We start from the raw sequence: 19,147 nt of genomic DNA, 5'->3' as shown, positions 1-19,147 counted from the left end.
CTTGAGCCAGATCGCCCCCCGCCCCGACGCCAGCGCACCGCTTCTCGACGTGCGCGACCTGAAGGTCGCCTTCCATCAGAACGGCGAGACGAGCCTTGCCGTCAAAGGCGTCTCCTTTTCGATCCACAAGGGCGAGACGGTGGCGCTCGTCGGCGAGTCCGGGTCGGGCAAGTCCGTCTCGGCGCTGTCGATCCTGAAGCTCCTGCCCTATCCGTCCGCCAGCCATCCCGGCGGCGCGGTGGTCTTCGAGGGGCGCGACCTCATCGCCGCCGACGACAAGGCGCTGCGCGGCGTTCGCGGCAACAAGATATCGATGATCTTCCAGGAGCCGATGAGTTCGCTCAATCCGCTCCACACGATCGAGCGGCAGATCGGCGAGGTGATGAAGATCCACCGCGGCCTGTCCGATCGCGCCGCGCGCGAGCGCACGCTGGAGCTTCTGCATCAGGTCGGCATCCGCGAACCGGAGAAGCGGCTCGGCTCCTACCCCCACCAACTGTCGGGCGGCCAGCGCCAGCGCGTGATGATCGCGATGGCGCTCGCCAACGAGCCGGACCTCTTGATCGCCGACGAGCCGACGACGGCGCTCGACGTGACGGTGCAGGCCCAGATCCTGGAACTCCTGAAGCGGCTGCAGGCCGAGCGGGACATGGGCCTTCTCTTCATCACCCACGATCTCGGCATCGTCCGGCGCATCGCCGACCGGGTCTGCGTGATGTATCGCGGCGAGATCGTCGAGACGGGGCCAACGGCCGACATCTTCGCCAACCCACAGCACGCCTACACCAAGCACCTCCTGGCGGCCGAGCCGAAGGGCCGCCCCCCTGCCGCCAACGCCAATGCACCGCTCGTCATGGAAGGCAAGGGCGTGAAGGTCTGGTTCCCGGTGCGCACCGGCCTCATGCGGCGCGTGAGCGACCACGTGAAGGCGGTGAACGGCATCGACATCGCCGTGCGCGCCGGGCAGACGGTCGGCGTCGTCGGCGAATCGGGCTCGGGCAAGACGACGCTCGGCCTCGCGCTCTGTCGGATGATCGCCAGCCAGGGCGAGATCCGCTTCGACGGGGAGCGTATCGACACCAAGTCGTCGCGCGAGATGCGCGACTGGCGCGACCGTATCCAGATCGTGTTCCAGGACCCTTACGGCTCGCTCAGCCCCCGCATGCCGATCGCCGACATCGTGGCGGAGGGCCTGCAGGTGCATCAGCCGAAGCTCTCGAAGGCGGAGCGCGACGCGCGCGTCGTCTCGGCGCTGGAGGAAGTGGGCCTAGATCCCGCGACGCGCTTCCGCTATCCGCACGAGTTCTCCGGCGGCCAGCGCCAGCGCGTCGCCATCGCCCGCGCCATGGTGCTCAATCCGCGGTTTGTGATGCTGGACGAGCCGACCTCGGCGCTCGACATGAGCGTGCAGGCACAGGTGGTCGACCTCCTGCGCGACCTCCAGCGAAAGCACGACCTCGCCTATCTCTTCATCAGCCACGACCTCAAGGTGGTGCGCGCGCTCGCCAACGAGGTCATCGTGATGCGCGGCGGCGAGGTGGTGGAACGAGGGCCCTCGGAGGAGATCTTCGAGCGCCCGAAGACCGACTACACCAAGGCCTTGATGGCGGCCGCCTTCCGCATCGAAACGGCATCGGGCGAGGACGTCGCCCAGTGAGCGGTTCGATCTACCGCACCCGCCTGGAGGATCAGGCGCTCGACTTCACCGTCAGCGAGGAGCGGCGTGTTTTCGACGGCTTCCGCCCGCTCGACGTCCTGACCCTCAGCCACGAGCCGCTGGGCGACGCGCGGCCGGCCCGCGTCCGGCGCGAGATCGTGCGCGGCGGACGTTGCGCGGTGGTCATCCCGTATGATCCCGCGCGCGATGCGATCGTGGTCATCCGCCAGTTTCGGATCGGCGCGGCGCTCGCGACCCCGCACGCCGCGCCGCTGGAACTGCCCGCCGGCGGCATCGACGAGGGCGAGGACCCTTCCGGCGGCGCGGCGCGCGAACTGACGGAGGAGACGGGGCTCGTGCCGAGCGCCATCGCCCATTGCTTCTCGATCCTCTCGACGCCGGGCCTCACCGACGAACTCGCGATGATCTTCCTCGCGATCGTCGACACCGCGCATCTCACCGGACGAGGCGGCAAGGCCGACGAGGACGAGGACATCCTCGCCATATCGGCCCCCTTCGAGGAGTTGCTCGCCGCGGTCGACCGCGGCGCCGTGCAGAACGGGTTCCTGGTCGCAGCGACACATTGGTTCGCGCGACACGGCCGCGCCCGTGCGAAACTCCTCGTCGATTCGACGCAAACGGATACCGACACGTGAGCATCCTTCTTTCCGTCACCGGTTTCGATCCCTCGCGCTGGACGGAGGCGCTGCTCGCCGCCGCGCCCGGCGAAACCATCGTGCTGCGCCCGGCGAGTGCGGCCGACGAGAGCATCGACTATGCCGTGGTCTGGAAGCAGCCGCCGGGCGTCCTGTCCAACCTGCCCAACCTTCGCGCGGTCTTCTCGCTCGGCGCGGGCGTCGATCACATCCTGCAGGACAAGACCCTGCCGGACGTTCCGATCCTGCGCATCGTGGCGGACGACCTCACTGCCCGCATGAGCGAGTATGTCGTCTGGCGCGTCCTCGACCATCATCGCCGCGGCATGACCTACCGGGCGCAGCAGGCGGTGCGGATCTGGAACGAGCGGCGCCAGCCGGCGGCGTCCGAGATCGAGGTCGGCATCCTCGGCCTCGGCGAACTCGGACGCGACGCGGCCGAGAAGCTGAAGGCGCTGGGCTTTCGCGTCTCGGGCTGGAGCCGACGGCCGAAGACGATCGAGGGCGTCGAGTGCTTCGACGGCGATGCGGGTCTCGACGCGATCCTCGCGCGCGCCGACATCCTCGTCGTCCTCCTGCCGCTGACGTCGGAGACGCGGGGCATGATCGACGACGGGTTCCTGTCCAAGCTGAAGCGCGAGACGCCGCTCGGCACGCCCTCGCTGATCAATGCCGGCCGCGGCGGCCTCCAGAAGGACTCCGCGATCCTGCGGGCCCTGAACGACGGGCGGCTGATGGAAGCCTCGCTCGACGTCTTCGAGCGCGAGCCGCTGGCGGCCGACAGCCCGCTCTGGCGCCATCCGCGCGTCTTCGTGACGCCGCATGCGGCAGCCTCCTCCGACCCCGCCGCGCTCGCGCCCATCATCATGGCGCAGATCGCCGCGCACCGGCGCGGCGAGAGCCTCACCAACGTCGTGGACCGCGGCGCGGGCTACTGATCAGCCGAGACGGCGGCGGACGGTGACGGGCGAGCCCTTGGCGAGCGCCCGCGCCTCGGCGGTCGCGAGCGGCTCGGCGGCCGTCATCATGTGATGGGCGTTGGCGTGGAGCAGCGTCTCGCCGTCCAGCATGATGCCGACATGGCCGCGCCAGAACACGAGGTCGCCGCGGCGCAGAGGCTCGTCGGGGCCGAGCGCCTGCCCGAGCGACGCCGCCTGCAGATCGGTGTCGCGCGGCGCCTCGATCCCCGACAGCAGGAGCGACAACTGTACGAGACCGGAGCAGTCGATGCCGGACGGCGACTTGCCGCCCCAGAGATAGGGCACCTGCCGGAACCCTTCCGCCACCGAAACGAAGTCCGGCGCGACGGCGGAGATCGGCTCCAGGTGCTGCGAGACGATCGCACCGAAGGGTGCGATCAGCGTGTAGGTCGCGTTGGGGTTGGTGGCCTGACCCTTCGCGGCGACACCCGCGCCGAGCATCAGGTCGCGCATCGGCGGACGCTTGATGTCGGGTCCCGGAAACACGAAGGTGCGCAGCACGCAGACGCGATGGGTCGCCTCGGGACCCGGTCCGGCGAGGATCGCGGCGGTCGGCATCCAGCCGACATAGCGGTCGCGCTCCAGTTGGACCCAGCACCAGCCTTCCGGGGTCTCCTCGAAGATCGTCACCGCCTCGCCGTGCAGCGCCTGCGTTTCCAGCGGCGCGTCGGGCGAAGGGTGGCGGCGAAGGTCGGCGAGCGGGGCATCGACATGGGCCGCCTCGCCCGCGACGAAGCGGTCGGCTTCGACGCGCCCGCGCAGGCGTTCGTCGGCCAGGTCCGGGCGCACGGCATGAAGGCGCCGATCGAGAGCCACGGTCATCGCGCCAGCCCTCCGGCTTCGTCGACCAGCCGGTCGGCCATCTGCGACACGAAGAGGCTGCCCTTCACGGTGCGGCGCACGAGGACGTTGCGCAGGTCCGCCGGGTCGCGGCGACGCTCCAGAAGCTCCAGCCGTCCCATCGTGTCCAGCGCCCGGGTGACGACCGGCTTCGTCACCTTCAGCCGCTCGGCAAGGCCGCGCACCGTATGTGGGGGCGGCTCGAGATAGACGGTGAGGAGGATCGCGGTCTGGCGCGTCGTCAGGTCGGGCCCCGAATCATGTGCCTGCTTCAATGCGTTGCCGTGAAGCAGACGAAGCGCCTGCGCCGGCCGGATTTCGATACCCATCCTCGGTCCCCACCCCGAACCGGCCCTCGTTTCGGAGCCGGTTCGGTCACAGGACAGAGGAATTGAGGCTGTTTCAAGAGGACGGATAGCGCTCGCGCAGAACTTTCGCGAGCGCGCGGATCGCCTGCGCCTCGCCGCCGGCGGGTCCCGTCGGTCCGGCCTGCGGGCGCCAGCCGAACACGTCGAAATGCACCCAAGACTTCGCCTGCGAGACGAAGCCCTGAAGGAAGAGAGCGGCAGTCACCGAGCCGGCGAAGCCGTCGGTGGTGACGTTGTTGATGTCGGCGATCTTCGAGGCGAGATTCTTCGTGTAGGGCTTCCAGAGCGGCAGGCGCCAGAGCGGATCGTGCACGGCGACGCTGGCTTCCGTGATCGCTTCGGCCAGCGCCTCGTCGTCGGTGTAGAAGGGCGGCAGGTCGGGTCCCAGCGCGACGCGCGCGGCGCCCGTCAGCGTCGCCATGTCGACTAGAATCTCGGGCGCCTCCTCGTCGGCGAGTGACAGCGCGTCGGCGAGGATCAGCCGGCCTTCCGCATCCGTGTTGCCGATCTCGACCGTCTTGCCGTTGCGGCTCCTGAGGATGTCGCCGGGGCGGAAGGCGTTGCCGGCGATCGCGTTCTCGACGGCGGGGATCAGGACCCGCAGGCGCACCCGCAGCCCCTCGCCCATGACGATGCGCGCAAGGCCGAGGACGTTCGCGGCGCCGCCCATGTCCTTCTTCATCAGGAGCATGCCGGAGGCCGGCTTGATGTCGAGGCCGCCCGTATCGAAGGCGACGCCCTTGCCGACCAGCGTCACGCGCGGGGCGTCGGCCGGGCCCCATGTCATGTCGATGAGGCGCGGCGCAACGGCGCTCGCGCGGCCGACCGCATGGATCATCGGGAAGTTTTCGGCCAGCAGCGCATCGCCGCTGATCACCGAAAGGGCGGCGCCGAACTCGTCTGCCAGCGCGCGGGCGGCCGCCTCGATGCCGTCGGGTCCGAGATCGTTGGTCGGCGTGTTGATGAGGTCGCGCACCATCGCGACGGCGCCGGCATGAAGGCGGACCCGCGCCTCGTCGGCGCCCTCGGGCAGCGCCAGGCGGGCACCGTCCTCGGCGGGCTTGGAGCGGTAGCGGTCGAAACGATAGGCACCCATCAGGAAGCCCAGCGCGGCCAAGTCCGGGTCGAGCCCGTGACCGTCGGCGAGCGCCCAGTCCCCCGCCGGCAGGGCGGTCGCGAGGGCACCCGTCAGAAGCGCACGCTCGGCCGGGCTCGCGCCTGCGGCACCGAGGCCGAGCGCGGCGGAGCCGGGTGCGCCCTCAGGGCCGGGCGCTACGAGAACGCCACCTGCGCCCCCCTTCCAGCCCATCGCCTGCGCCCAGGACCCGAGCGGCGCGGGAAGGCCGCCGAGGTCGCCCTCCCCCACGGGATGAACGGGTCGGGCGTCGTGAGCGGCGGACAGGAGGCGGTCGGTCATCTCACTAAGGTCCTCGCGTGCGCTCCAGAGGATTAAGGGAGCGGTAAGGTTAACGATTTATGGCTGAGGCGACAGACTGCACAGCCGGATCGGGACCCATGCGCGCCTTCGAACCCACCAGCCGGCCCGAAGCCTCGCTCGAGGCAGGGGCCTACGCCCGCTCCGCGACCCATGCAAGGCGCCTTGCGCTGGCCGGTGGTTTCCTGACGCTGGCGCTTCTGGCCGGGTGCAACCAGACCTCGCGCATGCATACCGGCTCGATCGGCCCGTCCACCGCCTCCAGCACCTCGACGGCGCCGCGCGGCGAGCCCGCGCTCTCCGAGATGTCGGCCGAGCAACTCGCCAGCGCGGTGCGCGCCTATGGCGCGCGCTACGAGGGCAACCCGAAGGACAAGGCGAACGGCCTCGCCTTCGCTTCGGCGCTGCAGATGAACGGGCGCAACGAGCAGTCGCTCGCCGTGATGCGGCAGGTGGCGATCGCCCATCCCGACGATCGCGACGTGCTGGCGGCCTACGGCAAGGCCTTGGCGGCGGCCGGCGACCTGCCGAAGGCGCTGGAGACCGTGCGCCGGGCACAGACGCCGGACCGCCCGGACTGGCGCCTCCTGTCGGCCGAGGGTGCGATCCTCGACCAGCTCGGCCAGCCGGAGAAGGCGCGCGTCCTCTACGAGAAGGCGCTCGTCCTCGAACCGAACGAGCCGTCGATCCTGTCCAATCTCGGCATGTCCTATCTCCTGTCGAAGGACCTGCCGAAGTCCGAAACCTATCTGTCGCGCGCCGTAAAACTGCCGGGCGCGGATGCGCGCGTGCGCCAGAACCTCGCGCTGGTGATGGGCCTGCAGGGCCGGTTCGACGAGGCCGAGCGCACCGCCTCCGCCGTCCTCAGCCCCGACGAGGCCAAGGCCAACGTCGCCTACCTCCGCCAGATGCTGGCGCAGAAGAACACGTGGTCGGAACTCGCCGCGGAGGATCGCGGCTGAGCCGCTTTGCCCTTCGGTCGCAAAGGACGTAAAAGGCCCGCTCTTCGCAAGGAGGTGGGCCTTTCCGCTTTCGCGTTCAGCGCTGCATGATCTGGATGACGGCGGGGCCGATGATCACCGCGAACAGCACCGGCAGGAAGAACAGGATCATCGGTACGGTGAGCTTGGGCGGAAGGGCGGCGGCCTTCTTCTCGGCGGCCATCATGCGCGTGTCGCGGCTTTCCTGCGACATGGTGCGCAGCGCGACGCCGAGCGGCGTTCCGTAGCGCTCGGCCTGGATCAGCGCGGTGGAGACCGAGCGCACCGATTCCATGCCGGTGCGCGAGACGAGGTTCTCGTACGCCTGGCGGCGCTCGGGCAGATAGGACAGCTCGGCGCAGACCAGCACGAGTTCCTCCGCCAGTTCGATCGACTGGATGCCGATCTCGTCGGCGACGCGCCGGAAGGCGGCTTCGATCGAATTGCCCGATTCCACGCAGATCAGCAGAAGGTCGAGCGCGTCCGGCCAGGCGCGGCCGATCGACTGGCCGCGCTTGGACGCCCGGTTCTTCACGTAGAAGTTGGGCGCGTAGAAGCCGGCATAGGCGGCCAGGATGCAGACGAAGATCCGGACCGGCACCGTGTAATCGCCAAGGAGGCCGATGCCGAAGATGTAGAAGGCGGCAAGAAGACCGAAGACCAGCGGCAGCGCGACCCGGCAGAACAGGAAGAGCGTCGTCGCCCGCTGCGTGCGGAGGCCCGCGACCTTGAGCTTGGTGAGCGTCGCCTCGTCCATCAGGGCGTTGCGCAGGTCCAGCTTCTCGACGACGCGCGCGGCGAACGAGCGATCCTGCTCCTTGCGGAGCCCCTTGCCGCGCTTGTTGTCGCGCTCGCTCGCCATGCGCGCCCGCTCGCGCGCGCGCAGTTCGTCGCGCTCCAGCGCCACGGAGCGCATGCGCGTCTTCATCTCGCGCCCGCTCATCAGCGGCAGCGCGATCGACAGGAACGTGGCGAACACGGCGATGGCGACCAGAAGGCCGAGCGCGGCCTCGCTGGAAAGGCCGATGAGGCTGAGGACGGCGTCCATGGGCGCTGCACCTTCGAAAGAGGGACGGACGAAAGCGCCGGCCGGCAGGCCGCGTGCCTTGTCAGAAGTCGAAGTTGATCATGTTGCGCATGACCATGATGCCGATCGACATCCAGAAGCCGGCGCAGGCGAGGACGATGTTGCCCATCGACGTCGTGAACAGGATTCCGATGTAGTCGGGCGACGTGAGGTAGACGAGAAACCCGACGATGAACGGCAGGGCGCCGATGATCGCGCCGGACGCCTTCGCCTCCATCGACATCGCCTGGATCTTGCCCTTCATCCGCTTGCGATCGCGCAGAACCCGCGAGAGGTTGGACAGCGCCTCGCCGAGATTGCCGCCTGCCTGGCTCTGGATGGACACCACGATGGCGAAGAAGTTCGTCTCGGGCAGCGGCATGTTCTGGTAGAGCCGCTCCACCGCCTCGGTCATCGACAGGCCGATCTGCAACCCTTCCACGATGCGCGCGAATTCCGATCGGACGGGTTCGGGCGTCTCGGCCGCCACCATGCGCAGCGTGTCGTTCAGCGGCAGGCCGGAGCGGATGCCGCGCACCACGACGTCCACGGCGTTGGCGAACTCCTCGGTGAACTTCTTCTGCCGACGCTTGCGCATGAAGGACAGGAACCAGCGCGGCACGCCCAGACCACCGACGACGCCGAGCCCGGCGGCCAGAAGAAGCGGCGCGCCCATCACGAGCGTGATCAGCGCCATCACGAAGCCGAGCCCGATGCTGCCCAGCACGAACGCGCGCATCGAGAACTTCAGGCCCGCCTGGGTGATGCGCCGCTCGATCGGCACGTTGCGGGTGTGGCGATTGCGGGCCTTCTGCTTGCCGTCGAGCTCGTCCAGCGAACTCTGGATCGACTTGCGCCGCTTGGCGACCTCCTGCAGACGGTCGCGCGCGACGCGCTTGGCGTTCACCTCGCTTTCGCTCTGCTTGTAGAGGCCGAGCCGGCTGCGGGCGTTCTTCTCGGTCTGGAGCCTCGGCTCCAGGATCGCGTAGGTGAGCGCGCCGAGCGAGACGGAGACGAGAAGCGCGAAAAGAAGGCCGACGATCATTGCGGCCCCACACCCTTGACCTCGGCGGCGTCGAGCGCGCGGGCCAGCCGCTGCTCCTCGCCGTAGTAGCGCGCGCGATCCCAGAAGGCGGGACGGCCGACGCCGGTGGAACGGTGGTGGCCGAGGAGCTTGCCGCGCGAGTCCTCGCCGAGGATGTCGTAGACGAAGAGATCCTGCGTCGTGATGACGTCGCCTTCCATGCCCAGCACCTCGGTGATGTGGGTGATGCGGCGCGAGCCGTCGCGCAGGCGCGCGGCCTGCACGATGATGTCGATCGAGCCGGTGACGATCTCCTTCACCGTGCGCGAGGGAAGCGAGAAGCCGCCCATGGCGATCATGGATTCGATACGGTTGAGGCACTCGCGCGGGCTGTTGGAGTGGATCGTGCCCATCGACCCGTCGTGGCCCGTGTTCATCGCCTGCAGGAGATCGAAGACCTCGGGGCCGCGCACCTCGCCGACGATGATGCGCTCAGGTCGCATGCGCAGGCAGTTCTTTACGAGGTCGCGCATGGTGATCTCGCCCTCGCCCTCGATGTTGGGGGGGCGGGTTTCGAGGCGCACGACGTGGGGCTGCTGGAGCTGGAGTTCGGCCGAGTCCTCGCAGGTGATGATGCGCTCGTCCTCGTCGATGTAGCGCGTCAGGCAGTTGAGAAGCGTCGTCTTGCCCGAGCCAGTGCCACCCGAGATGACGACGTTGCACCGCACCCGGCCGATGATCTGGAGGATTTCGGCGCCCTCCGGCGAGATCGCGCCGAACGTGACGAGCTGGTCGAGGGTGAGCTTGTCCTTCTTGAACTTGCGGATCGTGAGCACCGTGCCGTCGATCGCGAGCGGGGGCGCGATGACGTTGACGCGGCTGCCGTCCGGCAGGCGCGCGTCGCAGATCGGCGAGGATTCGTCGACGCGCCGGCCGACCTGGGAGACGATGCGCTGGCAGATGTTGAGAAGCTGCTGGTTGTCGCGGAATCGCACGCCCGCTTCCTGCACCTTGCCGTTCACCTCGATGAAGGTCTGGCGCGCGCCGTTGACCATGATGTCGGCGATGTCGTCGCGCGCGAGCAGCGGCTCCAACGGGCCGTAGCCGAGGACGTCGTTGCAGATGTCGGAGAGAAGATCCTCCTGCTCCGCGATCGTCATCGCGAAGTTCTTGATCGCGATGATGTCGTTGACGATGTCGCGGATTTCCTCGCGCGCCGCCTCGGTCTCGAGGCGCGCGAGCTGGCTGAGGTCGATCGTGTCGATCAGCGCCGCGAAGACCTTGCTCTTCGTCTCGTAGTAGCTGTCGGGGCGGATCTTTGCCGAGGGCGGGGCGGCGGCGGCGGCCGGCTCCGGGGCGCGGCGCATCGGCGCCGGCGCGGATGCCGGGACCACGGGCGCGGAGACGGGCGCGCGGGACGCCGCGAGTGCGACGGCTGGCGCGGGAACCTTGGCGGGCGTATCGGGGCCGCGCTTTCCGAACATGTTCCCTCCGCGACTAACGACGGCGCATCAGGCCGAAGAGGCCCGAGCGCGTGGACTTCTGCGCGCGCTTGGCGGAACTGCGTCCCGTCACCGCATGCGCGATCTCGGCGAAGGCTTCCACCGAGGGGTGCTTGGGCTCGGCCTCGCAGACCATGCGCCCGGTATTGGCCGCCGCGCCGAACACGGCCGGGTCGAAGGCGATCGTGGCGAGCGGCGTGAGGCCGAGCGGCTCGGAAAACTCGGCGATGTCGATCTCGGGCCGCCTGGGCATGGCCGTCTGGTTGAGCACGAGGCGCGGCGGCGCATCATTGGGGCGCAACCGCTTCAGGGTCTCGACGAGGTTCTTGGCATTGCGAAGGTTGGCGAGATCGGGCGTCGCCACGATCACGATCTCGTCGATCCGCTGGAGGACGTCGCGCGTCCAGTCGTTCCAGGAGTGGGGCAGGTCGAGCACCACCGACGGCGTGACGCGCTGGGCCGCCTCGATCAGCGGCGTGAAGGCCTCGGTCGAGAAATCGTAGGTCCGATCCAGCGTGGAGGGGGCGGCGAGCAGCGACAGGTGGTCGGCGCACTTGGCGAGGAGACGGTCGAGGAACACGTCGTCCAGGCGGTCGGCGGAGAACACGGCCTCGGCGATGCCCTGCGGCGGGTCCTTGTCGAAGTTGATGTTGGCGGTGCCGAAGGCGAGGTCGAAATCGGCGAGGATCACGTCGGAGGAGAACAGCTTGGCGATCGACCAGGCAACGTTGTGCGACACGGTGGAGGCGCCGACGCCGCCCTTGGCCCCGACGAAGCCGACCGAGCGACCCAGCGGCGCCGCGTCCGGAGCGGCGAAGAGCTGCGAGACGAGACCGATGAACTCGGCAAGCGTCAGCGGGGCGAGGACATATTCCGAAATCCCGCGACGCGTCAGCTCGCGATAGAGCGAGACGTCGTTGCAGTGACCGACCACCACGACCTTGGAGCCGGGATCGCAGACGTCGGCCAGCGTGTCGAGTTCGGCCAGGAGTTCGGCGGGGCCGAACTGCGATTCCAGGATCACGAGATTGGGCGTCGGGGCCGAGGCATAGTGCTCGGCCGCCGCGCGGATGCCGCCTGTATGGACGCGCAGATGCGCCTTGGCCATGCGCCGATCGGAGCCGGCCGCCTCGATCGCGCCGGCGACCTCCGGCGTCTCGCAGAAGGCCTGGATCGAGATGCGCGGAATCGGGCGGAGCGCCTCGAGCCGTTCGCGCAGCGTCTCGTCGTCGAGATGGTAGGCCGTCTCGGATGGGGACAGGAGCGACATGGCGTTTCGCCTTCCTACCAGCTGTAGTTCGATTCGGTATTGCTGCGCTCGGAGGCCGTCGACCGACCCTGTCGATAGTCGCCGATCACCGTGGTGCGGCGTTCGGCATCGATCTCGCTCATGCCGCGGGGCCCGAGAAGATCGCGCGGGTCCGAGATCTGCGCGGCGAGGTTGGCCTGCGAGGCGCAGCCGAAGTTCTCGTAGTTGCGGTTCTGATAGGTGTCGCCGAGGTCGGACGGCCACTGGCCGCACGGGTGGTCGAGGCCCGCGGAAAGGCCGGTGTAGGACAGCCGGATCGGATAGGCCTCGTCGCCGCCCGCGACCTCGTAGGACGAGAACACGATGCGCGAACGCGGCACGCCCTCGCGATGGAGGGCGCGCAGCATGTCCCTTGCGACCAGCGAGGCGGCCGCGGCGTTGCGCGTGCGCACCGGGACCTGGACGCTGATCGCGGCGGCGCGCGACGCCCGGAAGCGGTTGGCAAAGCTCTGCACGCGGGTCAGGTCGGCGTGGGTCAGGCGCGTGTCGGCCGCGGAGGGCAGGATGTCGAGGTTCTGCGTCGCATCGCCGACGATGATCGGATGCCGCGCCCGGTAGTCGTCGGGGACGAAGTTCAGCGAGGCGTCCGGCCTTTCGGCGCAGCCGGCGAAGGCAAGGGTCGCCAGGATCAGGCCGGCCGTGGCGAAGCGGCGGGCGGCGGGGGCATTCGCGAGCGCGCTCATTTGTAGATGTATCCAACAGTGCCGTGGTAGCGGCCGGACGGAAGGGCGGTTTCGGACTGGCCGTAGACGCGGTTGATCCGGCCGAGGAGATTGCCGGAGCCATCCGAGGTGAAGGCGAGATTGTCGTCGGGCCGGGCGAGATCCTGCCGCGCGACGGGCCGCACGAGGTAGGGCGTGACGATCACGACGAGCTCGGTCTCGTAGCGCTGGAAGTCGCGCGAGCGGAACAGGGTGCCGAGGATCGGGATCTTGGACAGGCCGGGATAGCCGGAAATGACTTGGCGCATCTCGTCGCGCACGAGACCAGCGATCACCATCGAGCCGCCGGACGGAAGCTCGACCGTGGTGTCGGCGAGGCGCTTGCGGATTCCGACGAGATTGACGCCCGGCGCAAGGCCACCCGGAATGGCGTAGGGCGACTCGAACGTCGGCTCCGACACGGCCGTGCGAATCTTCAGGCTGATGCGTCCCGGCGACAGAACCACCGGCGTGAAGTCGAGGCCGATGCCGTAGTCGATTTCCTTGTGTTCGTAGTCCACCGATCCGGGTTCGTTGTCGAAACCGATGATCGCGCCGTTCTGCCCGAGGATGGGCGTGCGTCTTGGAGCCTTTTCCGACTTGCCGCTGGCGACGGAGAATTCACCGCCGACCTTGAACGAGGCGCTCTCGCCGGAGATCGCGGTCAGGCTCGGTTCGGCGAGCGTGCGCATCACGCCGGCCTGCTCCATGGCGCGCAGCTGCGCGGAGATACCGTTGTCGCTGTTGCCACCGTTGAAGAGGTCGGCTCCGGCCGAAGAGATCGCCTTGCCGAGGCCGAACGGGTTGGAACTGGCCGCCGCGAACGCGATGCCATCGGACGATGCGACGCCGATCCCATCAATGCCGAGCTGCTTGACGACCGAGCGCTGGACCTCGGCGACGGTCACCTTCAGCGTGACCTGGTCCTCGCCCTGGATCTGGAGAAGGTTGACGATCTGGCTGCGCTGGATGGTCGGATTGATCTGCGAGACCGCGCCGAAGGCGGCGCCACCGGCACCCGTGCTCCCGCCGGCCGTCGTCGTCTGGACGAACTGACCCGTGGTCGCCTCGCCGCCCCGCGTGAAGATGGTCGCAAGGTCCACCGCACGGGCGGCGTCCTGCGCGTTCTCCACCGTCCCGGTCAGGATGACGTTGTCGTTCAGCATCTCCGCCTTGACGTCGGCGGTCGGGATGAAGCGGCGGATGGTGGCGGCAAGCCCATCGATGTCGCGCTCGATCTTGAGATCGAGGACCGCGATCTCGCGGCCTGCGGCGTCGAAGACGAAGATGTTGGTCTGACCGACCGCCTTGCCGAAGAGGTAGATGCGGCGCGCGGTACGCGTGACCGCATCGGCGACGGACGGATCGGCCACCACGATGTCATGCGCGTCGCGCGGCAGGTCCACGACCTTGGACTTGTTGAGCCCGAGGGGGATCGTCTGGTTCAGGCGGCTGACGGAGATGATCGCGTCGTTCGAGGCGGCCAGCGCCGCTTCGGGAAGGCCCACGGCGATGACGGCCAGCGCGAGGTGGGCCAGGGGACGCAGGATGCGGTCGGCCATGGTCAGTTCCCCGTGGTCAGGTTGGTCGTCTTGCCGTAGCGGACGAGGCGGATCTCGGTGTTGGTGGGCCGCTTCTGCTGGTCGAGCAGGAAGGCCGCGTAGCCGGGCGAGCCGGGCACGGAATCGGCCAGCGAGCGCAGCGACAGGACGAGCCGTTCGGCCATGCGCTGGGCGGCGGTCAGCGCCTCGGCCTGCGCGGCGTCGACCTCGAGCGTGGCGGTGGTGCCGACGACGACGCGCTCGCCCTCCTTCTCTTCCACCGACTGGTCGATGGCCAGAACGCGCAGGTTCTTGAGGACGGTCTGGGTGTCGTAGCTCGGCGGCTGGCCATCGACGGACGGCCGGGCGCGTGTCATGATGACGTCGACATGGTCGTTGGGCAGGATGAAGCCGCCGGCCGACGTGTCGGGCGCGATCTGGACCGCGACCGCGCGGCTGCCCGACGGCAGGATCGCCGACATGAACCCGCGGTCGGAACGGATCAGCTTGGCTTCGCGGATCGGCTCGCCGGCGAAGAAGCGCTGGCGGGCGATGGTGCCCTTCAGTTCGGTGATGGCGTCGGGTCTGCTGTCGCGGCGGATCAGCGTCGCGGAAACGCCGTCCTCGGGCCATTTCATCCAGTCGAGGGCGCCTTCGGTGCCTGCCCCCATGCCGATATCGTGCGAGGCGACGAGCACCTCGACGAGTTTGATCGGAGGCTGTACCGGCTGGGTGGATATGATGATCGGTTCGGGTGCAGGGCCACCGAGGTGCAATGCGAGGAACCCGGCGCCGATCGCCGCCACGGCTGCCACGCCGAAGATCGCCAAGCGCGAAGCCTGCATCCTCTCAACTCCTCCTGCGGTCCTTTGGAAATCGACCGATGAGGCGTTATGGAGGATAAATCCTCAAGGCATGGTTAACGCTTTGCTGACGCGGTTCACGCTGCGTCAATAATGATGAACGCCTGACCTCAGGCGGGAAGCGACGCCAGCATGGTAGGGACCATGGCCAGTCCCGCGGCCCCGATCGCGACGCCGTAGGGGATGCCGGTATCGGACCGAAGAAGACGATCCACCGGAGCCAGTCCCGTGGTCGGCGACAGGATGGACCGGACGGCGAGGAAGGCAAGCGTCAGGACGCCGCCGAGGATCGAGGTCCACAGCGCGAAGGATGCGAGCTCGGGCGTCGGTCCGAGCCACAGGGCCACGGCCGAGATCAGCTTGGCATCACCCCCGCCCATCCAGCCGGCGGCGAAACAGCCGAAGGTGATGGCGAGAACGCCCGAACCCGCCGCCAGATGAAGCAGGAAGACCGTGGGGGTGAAGCCTGCCGCCAGGCCGAACAGAAAAAACGCCGCCGCAAGCGCGACGACGAGGCGATTGGCGATCGTCATGCTGGCAAGATCGGTCGCGGCTGCCGCGATCATGACCCCAGCGAAAACCAGAACCAGCAGGGACGCCATGATGCCGGATCCTTCTTCCGAAAAAAGGCAAGGCCGCGGACGCGGCCTCGCCTTGCTCGACGGTTATCAGGGAACAGCAGTGCCGAACTTGCCGGCGATGTTGCTGAAGGTCGTGCCCAGCTTGGTGCCGAGCGTGGTGGCGCCGGTGATGATGGCAACGCCGACGAGCGCGGCGATCAGGCCGTACTCGATGGCGGTCGCGCCGGACTCGTTCTTGCGAAAACGCCTGATGAGCTTGAACATGGAAACTCCTGCCCGTTCGTTGGAAACCTGTCCCGACGACCCGATATCGTCCGTCGTTCGGTAAGCTCCAAATTACAGAGGAGCGTTTGCCGCTCGCTTAAGGAACAGACCTAATCAAAGGTTAAGACACGAACCCGCATCACAAGGTGAATGATTGGCAAACGCCGTCCTGCAACGTTCCCTTAAGCATCCGCGCATTAAGGATGGGGGCCGGCATCGTGCGCCCGGCGGAGTTTGTTCGATGCGTCTCCTTGTTCTCGCAGCGGTCCTCGCTCTCGGTGCCCCTTCGCTCGCCCAGGCGGGAAGCCCGGACGGGCTGACCGTGCCGATCGACCAGGCGCGCATCCTGCGCATCCCGCGCCAGGCCGGCAGCGTGATCATCGGCAATCCGTCGATCGCCGACATCACGATCCACGACGCCCGCACGCTGGTGATGACCGGACGCTCCTACGGCATCACCAATCTCGTCGTCCTCGATACGGCTGGCGAAGTGATGCTCGACGACAGCGTGGTCGTGTCGGCCGCCGAGGATCACTCGCTTCGCGTCTACCGCCAGGGATCACGGCAGACCTTCTCCTGCGCACCGACCTGCGAACCAAAGGTCGCGATCGGCGACGATACGGGCGCGTTCGGCAGTGCCGTGGCGCAGGTCCAGGGCCACGACGGTCTCTCCCAGCCGAGCAACTGACGGCAGCAACGCCCCTCCTCCCCTCTGCGCCGCTTTCATGACAGAAAGAGCGACATCGAGAGGAGAACCAGCTTGCCCCGCGCCATCCTGATCGTGCTCGACAGTTTCGGAATCGGCGGCGCGCCGGACGCGGCAGCCTATGGCGACGCAGGGGCCGACACGTTCGGCCATATCCGCGAGGCCGCCTCGAACGGAAAGGCCGACCGCGCCGGGCTGCGGCAGGGCCCGCTCCGCCTGCCGTTCCTGGAGCGCCTCGGACTCCTCGCCGCCGCCGGGCTCGACGGCGGCCCGGCCCCGCAGGGCCTTTTCGGCGTTGCCGAGGAAACCAGCCGCGGCAAGGACACGCCGTCCGGGCACTGGGAGATCGCGGGCGTGCCGGTGCCGTTCGACTGGGGTTACTTTCCGCGCACGGAGCCCTGCTTTCCGCCTCCGCTGGTCGCCGCCATCGTCGAGGAAGCGGGCCTGCCGGGGATCCTCGGAGACCGTCACGCATCCGGCACCGAGATCATCGAGGCCGAGGGGGAAGCGAGCATCCGCACGGGAAAGCCGATCTTCTACACCTCGGCCGACAGCGTCCTCCAGATCGCCGCGCACGAGGAGGCGTTCGGGCTCGACCGCCTCTACGCCCTGTGCGAGATCGCCCGCCGCCATGTCGACGCGCTCACCATCGGCCGCGTGATCGCCCGCCCCTTCGTCGGCCGCGACGCCTCAAGCTTCCGGCGCACGGCCAACCGGCGCGACTACGCCGTGCCGCCGCCCGAGCCGACCGTGCTCGACCGGGCGATCGCGGCCGGCGGCCGCGTCATCGCGATCGGCAAGATCGGCGACATCTTCGCCCATCGCGGCATCAGCGAGGTGCGCAAGGGCGACGGCAACATGGCGCTGTTCGACAGGCTTCTCGGCGCGGTGGACGATGCCGGAGACGGCGATCTCGTGTTCGCGAACTTCGTCGATTTCGACACCCTGCACGGACACCGGCGCGACGTGGCGGGCTATGCCGCCGAGCTCGAGGCCTTCGACGCGCGCCTGCCCGAGCTCGACGCGCGCCTCAAGCCCGGCGACCTCGTGATCCTTACGGCCGACCACGGCTGCGACCCGACCTTTCCCGGCACCGACCACACGCGCGAGCGCGTGCCCGTCCTCGGGTTCGGCCCCGGCATCGCCCCGTCGGCGATCGGCCTGCGCCCGACCTTCGCCGACATCGGGGAAAGCGTCGCGGCCCATCTCGGGCTCGCGCCCGGGCCGCACGGAACGAGCTTTCTCTAAGCGCCGGCTTGCGTGATCTTGGCGGCGGCGTCGCCAGGCACTACACGCTCTGCCACGACATCAGCCGAAGGAACTGCCCGCATGGACGGCGTCACCGTGATCGATCATCCGCTGGTCCAGCACAAGCTGACCCTGATGCGCAAGCAGGAGACCTCGACGGCAAGCTTCCGTCGCCTCCTGCGCGAGATCTCGACCCTTCTCTGCTACGAGGTGACGCGCGACCTCGACATCACGACGATCGACATCGAAACGCCGATGGGGCCGATGTCGGCGCCGATCCTCGAGGGCAAGAAGCTCGTCTTCGCCTCCATCCTGCGTGCCGGCAACGGGCTCCTCGAGGGCATGCTCGACCTCGTGCCGGCAGCGCGCGTCGCCCATGTCGGCCTCTACCGGGACCACGAGACCCTCCAGCCGGTCGAATACTACTTCAAGGCGCCCGACGATCTCGGGAACCGGCTGATCATCGTCGTCGACCCGATGCTGGCCACCGCCAATTCGGCGGTCGCGGCGATGGACATGTTGAAGAACCGCGGTGCGCGCAACATCCGCTTCCTCTGCCTCCTTGCCGCCCCGGAAGGCATCCGCCGCTTCCGCGACGCCCATCCCGACATTCCCGTCTTCACCGCCTCGATCGACCAGGGGCTGAACGAGAAGGGCTACATCATCCCCGGCCTCGGCGACGCGGGCGACCGGATGTACGGCACGAAGTAGGGAGCAGCGCTCGCACGCGGGCCCGGCGCGCCCTAACGGTTTGGCAACCCGGTTCCGTCAGGCTGGCGGCAGTGCGCCCCTTCGGCGCGCCTGCCCCGGATGCCGGCCGATGACGAAGCTCCTCCCCCTCCTGATCGGCGCCACGGCCGTCGCGCTGGTCTTCCCCTCCGCCTTCGAGCGCTACCGGGCGAGCCTCGTGTCCGAGGGCGAGGTCGAGCGCCTGGAGCCGCCGGTCGCGGTGGTGGAGGCCGCCGTGCCTCGCCCAAGCGGCCGGATGGTTCGGCTTCCCGCCGGCGCCGACGGCCATTTCCGCGTCGAGGCGCGCTTCGACGGCCGGAACGAGGAGGTCATGGTCGACACGGGCGCGACCTATGTCGCGCTCGGGCAGGAGACCGCGCGCCGGCTCGGCGTCTGGGTCGACCCGTCGGACTTCGTGCATCGCGCCCAGACCGCACAGGGAACCGTGCGCGCCGCGCTCGCCAAGGTCCGCCATCTGTCGATCGGTCCGGTGGAGGCCGCCGATGTCGATGTCATGGTGCTCGAAGGCCAGGGCCCCGGCGTGACGCTTCTCGGCATGAGCTTCCTGAAGCGCCTGTCGCGGTTCGAGGTCGCCGACGGCCGGCTGACGCTGGTCCAGTAGCCAAATCACCATCGGACGGGTTGCCCCGCCGGTCCTGCCGGGAAACACTCCCCTCGCTGATTTGGGGAGACATTC

20 protein-coding genes are annotated in these 19,147 nt (G+C 68.6%); 8 read left to right on the top strand and 12 right to left on the bottom strand.

What is annotated here, in order from left to right; translation table 11 throughout:
- Position 1: 1 nt before the first annotated feature.
- The 3 genes from ASF65_RS18695 to ASF65_RS18685 are packed head-to-tail and all read left to right on the top strand — an operon-like array spanning position 2 to position 3,251.
- A complete protein-coding gene (locus tag ASF65_RS18695) occupies positions 2-1,657 on the top strand; it encodes an ABC transporter ATP-binding protein (RefSeq protein WP_082505844.1) in 1,656 nt (551 codons plus the stop codon).
- Positions 1,654-2,313 carry an NUDIX hydrolase gene (locus ASF65_RS18690; protein WP_055892708.1) on the top strand — a complete coding sequence of 220 codons (660 nt, stop codon included), beginning with the start codon at positions 1,654-1,656 and terminating at the stop codon, positions 2,311-2,313. Before ASF65_RS18695 ends, ASF65_RS18690 begins: the two co-directional genes overlap by 4 nt.
- Positions 2,310-3,251: a glyoxylate/hydroxypyruvate reductase A gene (locus ASF65_RS18685; RefSeq protein WP_055892705.1), complete on the top strand. Its 942-nt coding sequence runs from the start codon at positions 2,310-2,312 to the stop codon at positions 3,249-3,251. Before ASF65_RS18690 ends, ASF65_RS18685 begins: the two co-directional genes overlap by 4 nt.
- Here the strand turns inward: ASF65_RS18685 and ASF65_RS18680 are convergent, their stop codons facing one another.
- From ASF65_RS18680 to ASF65_RS18670, 3 genes are all read right to left on the bottom strand, one after another.
- The gene (locus tag ASF65_RS18680) at positions 3,252-4,115 is read right to left on the bottom strand and encodes a C40 family peptidase (protein WP_055892703.1); all 864 of its coding nucleotides are present in this window, start codon (positions 4,113-4,115) and stop codon (positions 3,252-3,254) included.
- Positions 4,112-4,462: a MarR family transcriptional regulator gene (locus tag ASF65_RS18675; protein ID WP_055892700.1), complete on the bottom strand. Its 351-nt coding sequence runs from the start codon at positions 4,460-4,462 to the stop codon at positions 4,112-4,114. Before ASF65_RS18675 ends, ASF65_RS18680 begins: the two co-directional genes overlap by 4 nt.
- Positions 4,463-4,535: 73 nt before the next feature.
- Positions 4,536-5,918, bottom strand: coding sequence for a leucyl aminopeptidase family protein (locus ASF65_RS18670; RefSeq protein ID WP_055892698.1), 1,383 nt, complete (start codon positions 5,916-5,918; stop codon positions 4,536-4,538).
- 98 nt (positions 5,919-6,016) lie between these two features.
- Here ASF65_RS18670 and ASF65_RS18665 point away from each other — a divergent pair, with 98 nt between their 5' ends.
- Complete coding sequence (locus ASF65_RS18665) at positions 6,017-6,898, top strand: tetratricopeptide repeat protein (protein ID WP_055892695.1); 882 nt, start codon at positions 6,017-6,019, stop codon at positions 6,896-6,898.
- Positions 6,899-6,974: 76 nt separating this feature from the next.
- Here ASF65_RS18665 and ASF65_RS18660 read toward each other — a convergent pair whose 3' ends face one another.
- The 9 genes from ASF65_RS18660 to ASF65_RS18620 form a co-directional block, all read right to left on the bottom strand.
- Positions 6,975-7,964 (bottom strand): type II secretion system F family protein, encoded by a 990-nt coding sequence (locus tag ASF65_RS18660; RefSeq protein ID WP_055892693.1) that lies wholly within the window; start codon positions 7,962-7,964, stop codon positions 6,975-6,977.
- 61 nt (positions 7,965-8,025) lie between these two features.
- Complete coding sequence (locus ASF65_RS18655; protein WP_055892690.1) at positions 8,026-9,027, bottom strand: type II secretion system F family protein; 1,002 nt, start codon at positions 9,025-9,027, stop codon at positions 8,026-8,028.
- Entirely contained in the window at positions 9,024-10,490 is a 1,467-nt protein-coding gene (locus ASF65_RS18650; protein WP_055892687.1) for a CpaF family protein, read from the bottom strand. Before ASF65_RS18650 ends, ASF65_RS18655 begins: the two co-directional genes overlap by 4 nt.
- A 13-nt stretch (positions 10,491-10,503) precedes the next feature.
- A complete protein-coding gene (locus tag ASF65_RS18645; RefSeq protein ID WP_055892684.1) occupies positions 10,504-11,778 on the bottom strand; it encodes a CpaE family protein in 1,275 nt (424 codons plus the stop codon).
- A 14-nt stretch (positions 11,779-11,792) separates the two neighbouring features.
- Positions 11,793-12,500: a CpaD family pilus assembly lipoprotein gene (locus ASF65_RS18640; protein ID WP_055892681.1), complete on the bottom strand. Its 708-nt coding sequence runs from the start codon at positions 12,498-12,500 to the stop codon at positions 11,793-11,795.
- Complete coding sequence (locus tag ASF65_RS18635; protein ID WP_055892678.1) at positions 12,497-14,080, bottom strand: type II and III secretion system protein family protein; 1,584 nt, start codon at positions 14,078-14,080, stop codon at positions 12,497-12,499. Before ASF65_RS18635 ends, ASF65_RS18640 begins: the two co-directional genes overlap by 4 nt.
- Positions 14,081-14,082: 2 nt before the next feature.
- A complete protein-coding gene (cpaB, locus tag ASF65_RS18630; protein WP_055892674.1) occupies positions 14,083-14,904 on the bottom strand; it encodes a Flp pilus assembly protein CpaB in 822 nt (273 codons plus the stop codon).
- A gap of 128 nt (positions 14,905-15,032) precedes the next feature.
- On the bottom strand, positions 15,033-15,524 hold the full coding sequence (locus ASF65_RS18625) for a prepilin peptidase (protein ID WP_055892670.1): 492 nt from the start codon (positions 15,522-15,524) through the stop codon (positions 15,033-15,035).
- A 66-nt stretch (positions 15,525-15,590) separates the two neighbouring features.
- A complete protein-coding gene (locus tag ASF65_RS18620) occupies positions 15,591-15,767 on the bottom strand; it encodes a Flp family type IVb pilin (RefSeq protein ID WP_055892668.1) in 177 nt (58 codons plus the stop codon).
- A gap of 241 nt (positions 15,768-16,008) precedes the next feature.
- Between ASF65_RS18620 and ASF65_RS18615 the strand changes: the two genes are divergently transcribed.
- The 4 genes from ASF65_RS18615 to ASF65_RS18600 all read left to right on the top strand — a co-directional run bounded on the left by ASF65_RS18615 (position 16,009) and on the right by ASF65_RS18600 (position 19,072).
- Positions 16,009-16,455, top strand: coding sequence for a pilus assembly protein N-terminal domain-containing protein (locus ASF65_RS18615; RefSeq protein WP_055892664.1), 447 nt, complete (start codon positions 16,009-16,011; stop codon positions 16,453-16,455).
- Positions 16,456-16,527: 72 nt separating this feature from the next.
- Positions 16,528-17,721: a phosphopentomutase gene (locus tag ASF65_RS18610; RefSeq protein WP_055892661.1), complete on the top strand. Its 1,194-nt coding sequence runs from the start codon at positions 16,528-16,530 to the stop codon at positions 17,719-17,721.
- Positions 17,722-17,802: 81 nt separating this feature from the next.
- Complete coding sequence (gene upp / locus ASF65_RS18605) at positions 17,803-18,432, top strand: uracil phosphoribosyltransferase (protein ID WP_055892658.1); 630 nt, start codon at positions 17,803-17,805, stop codon at positions 18,430-18,432.
- 109 nt (positions 18,433-18,541) lie between these two features.
- A complete protein-coding gene (locus tag ASF65_RS18600) occupies positions 18,542-19,072 on the top strand; it encodes a TIGR02281 family clan AA aspartic protease (RefSeq protein ID WP_055892655.1) in 531 nt (176 codons plus the stop codon).
- The last annotated feature ends 75 nt before the right edge of the window (positions 19,073-19,147 follow it).

Source organism: Aureimonas sp. Leaf324 (assembly GCF_001423245.1).
In the GTDB taxonomy this organism is placed as follows: Bacteria; Pseudomonadota; Alphaproteobacteria; order Rhizobiales; family Rhizobiaceae; genus Aureimonas.
Note: the sequence above shows the minus strand (reverse complement) of the source record. Positions and strands in the feature narration are given on the sequence as shown.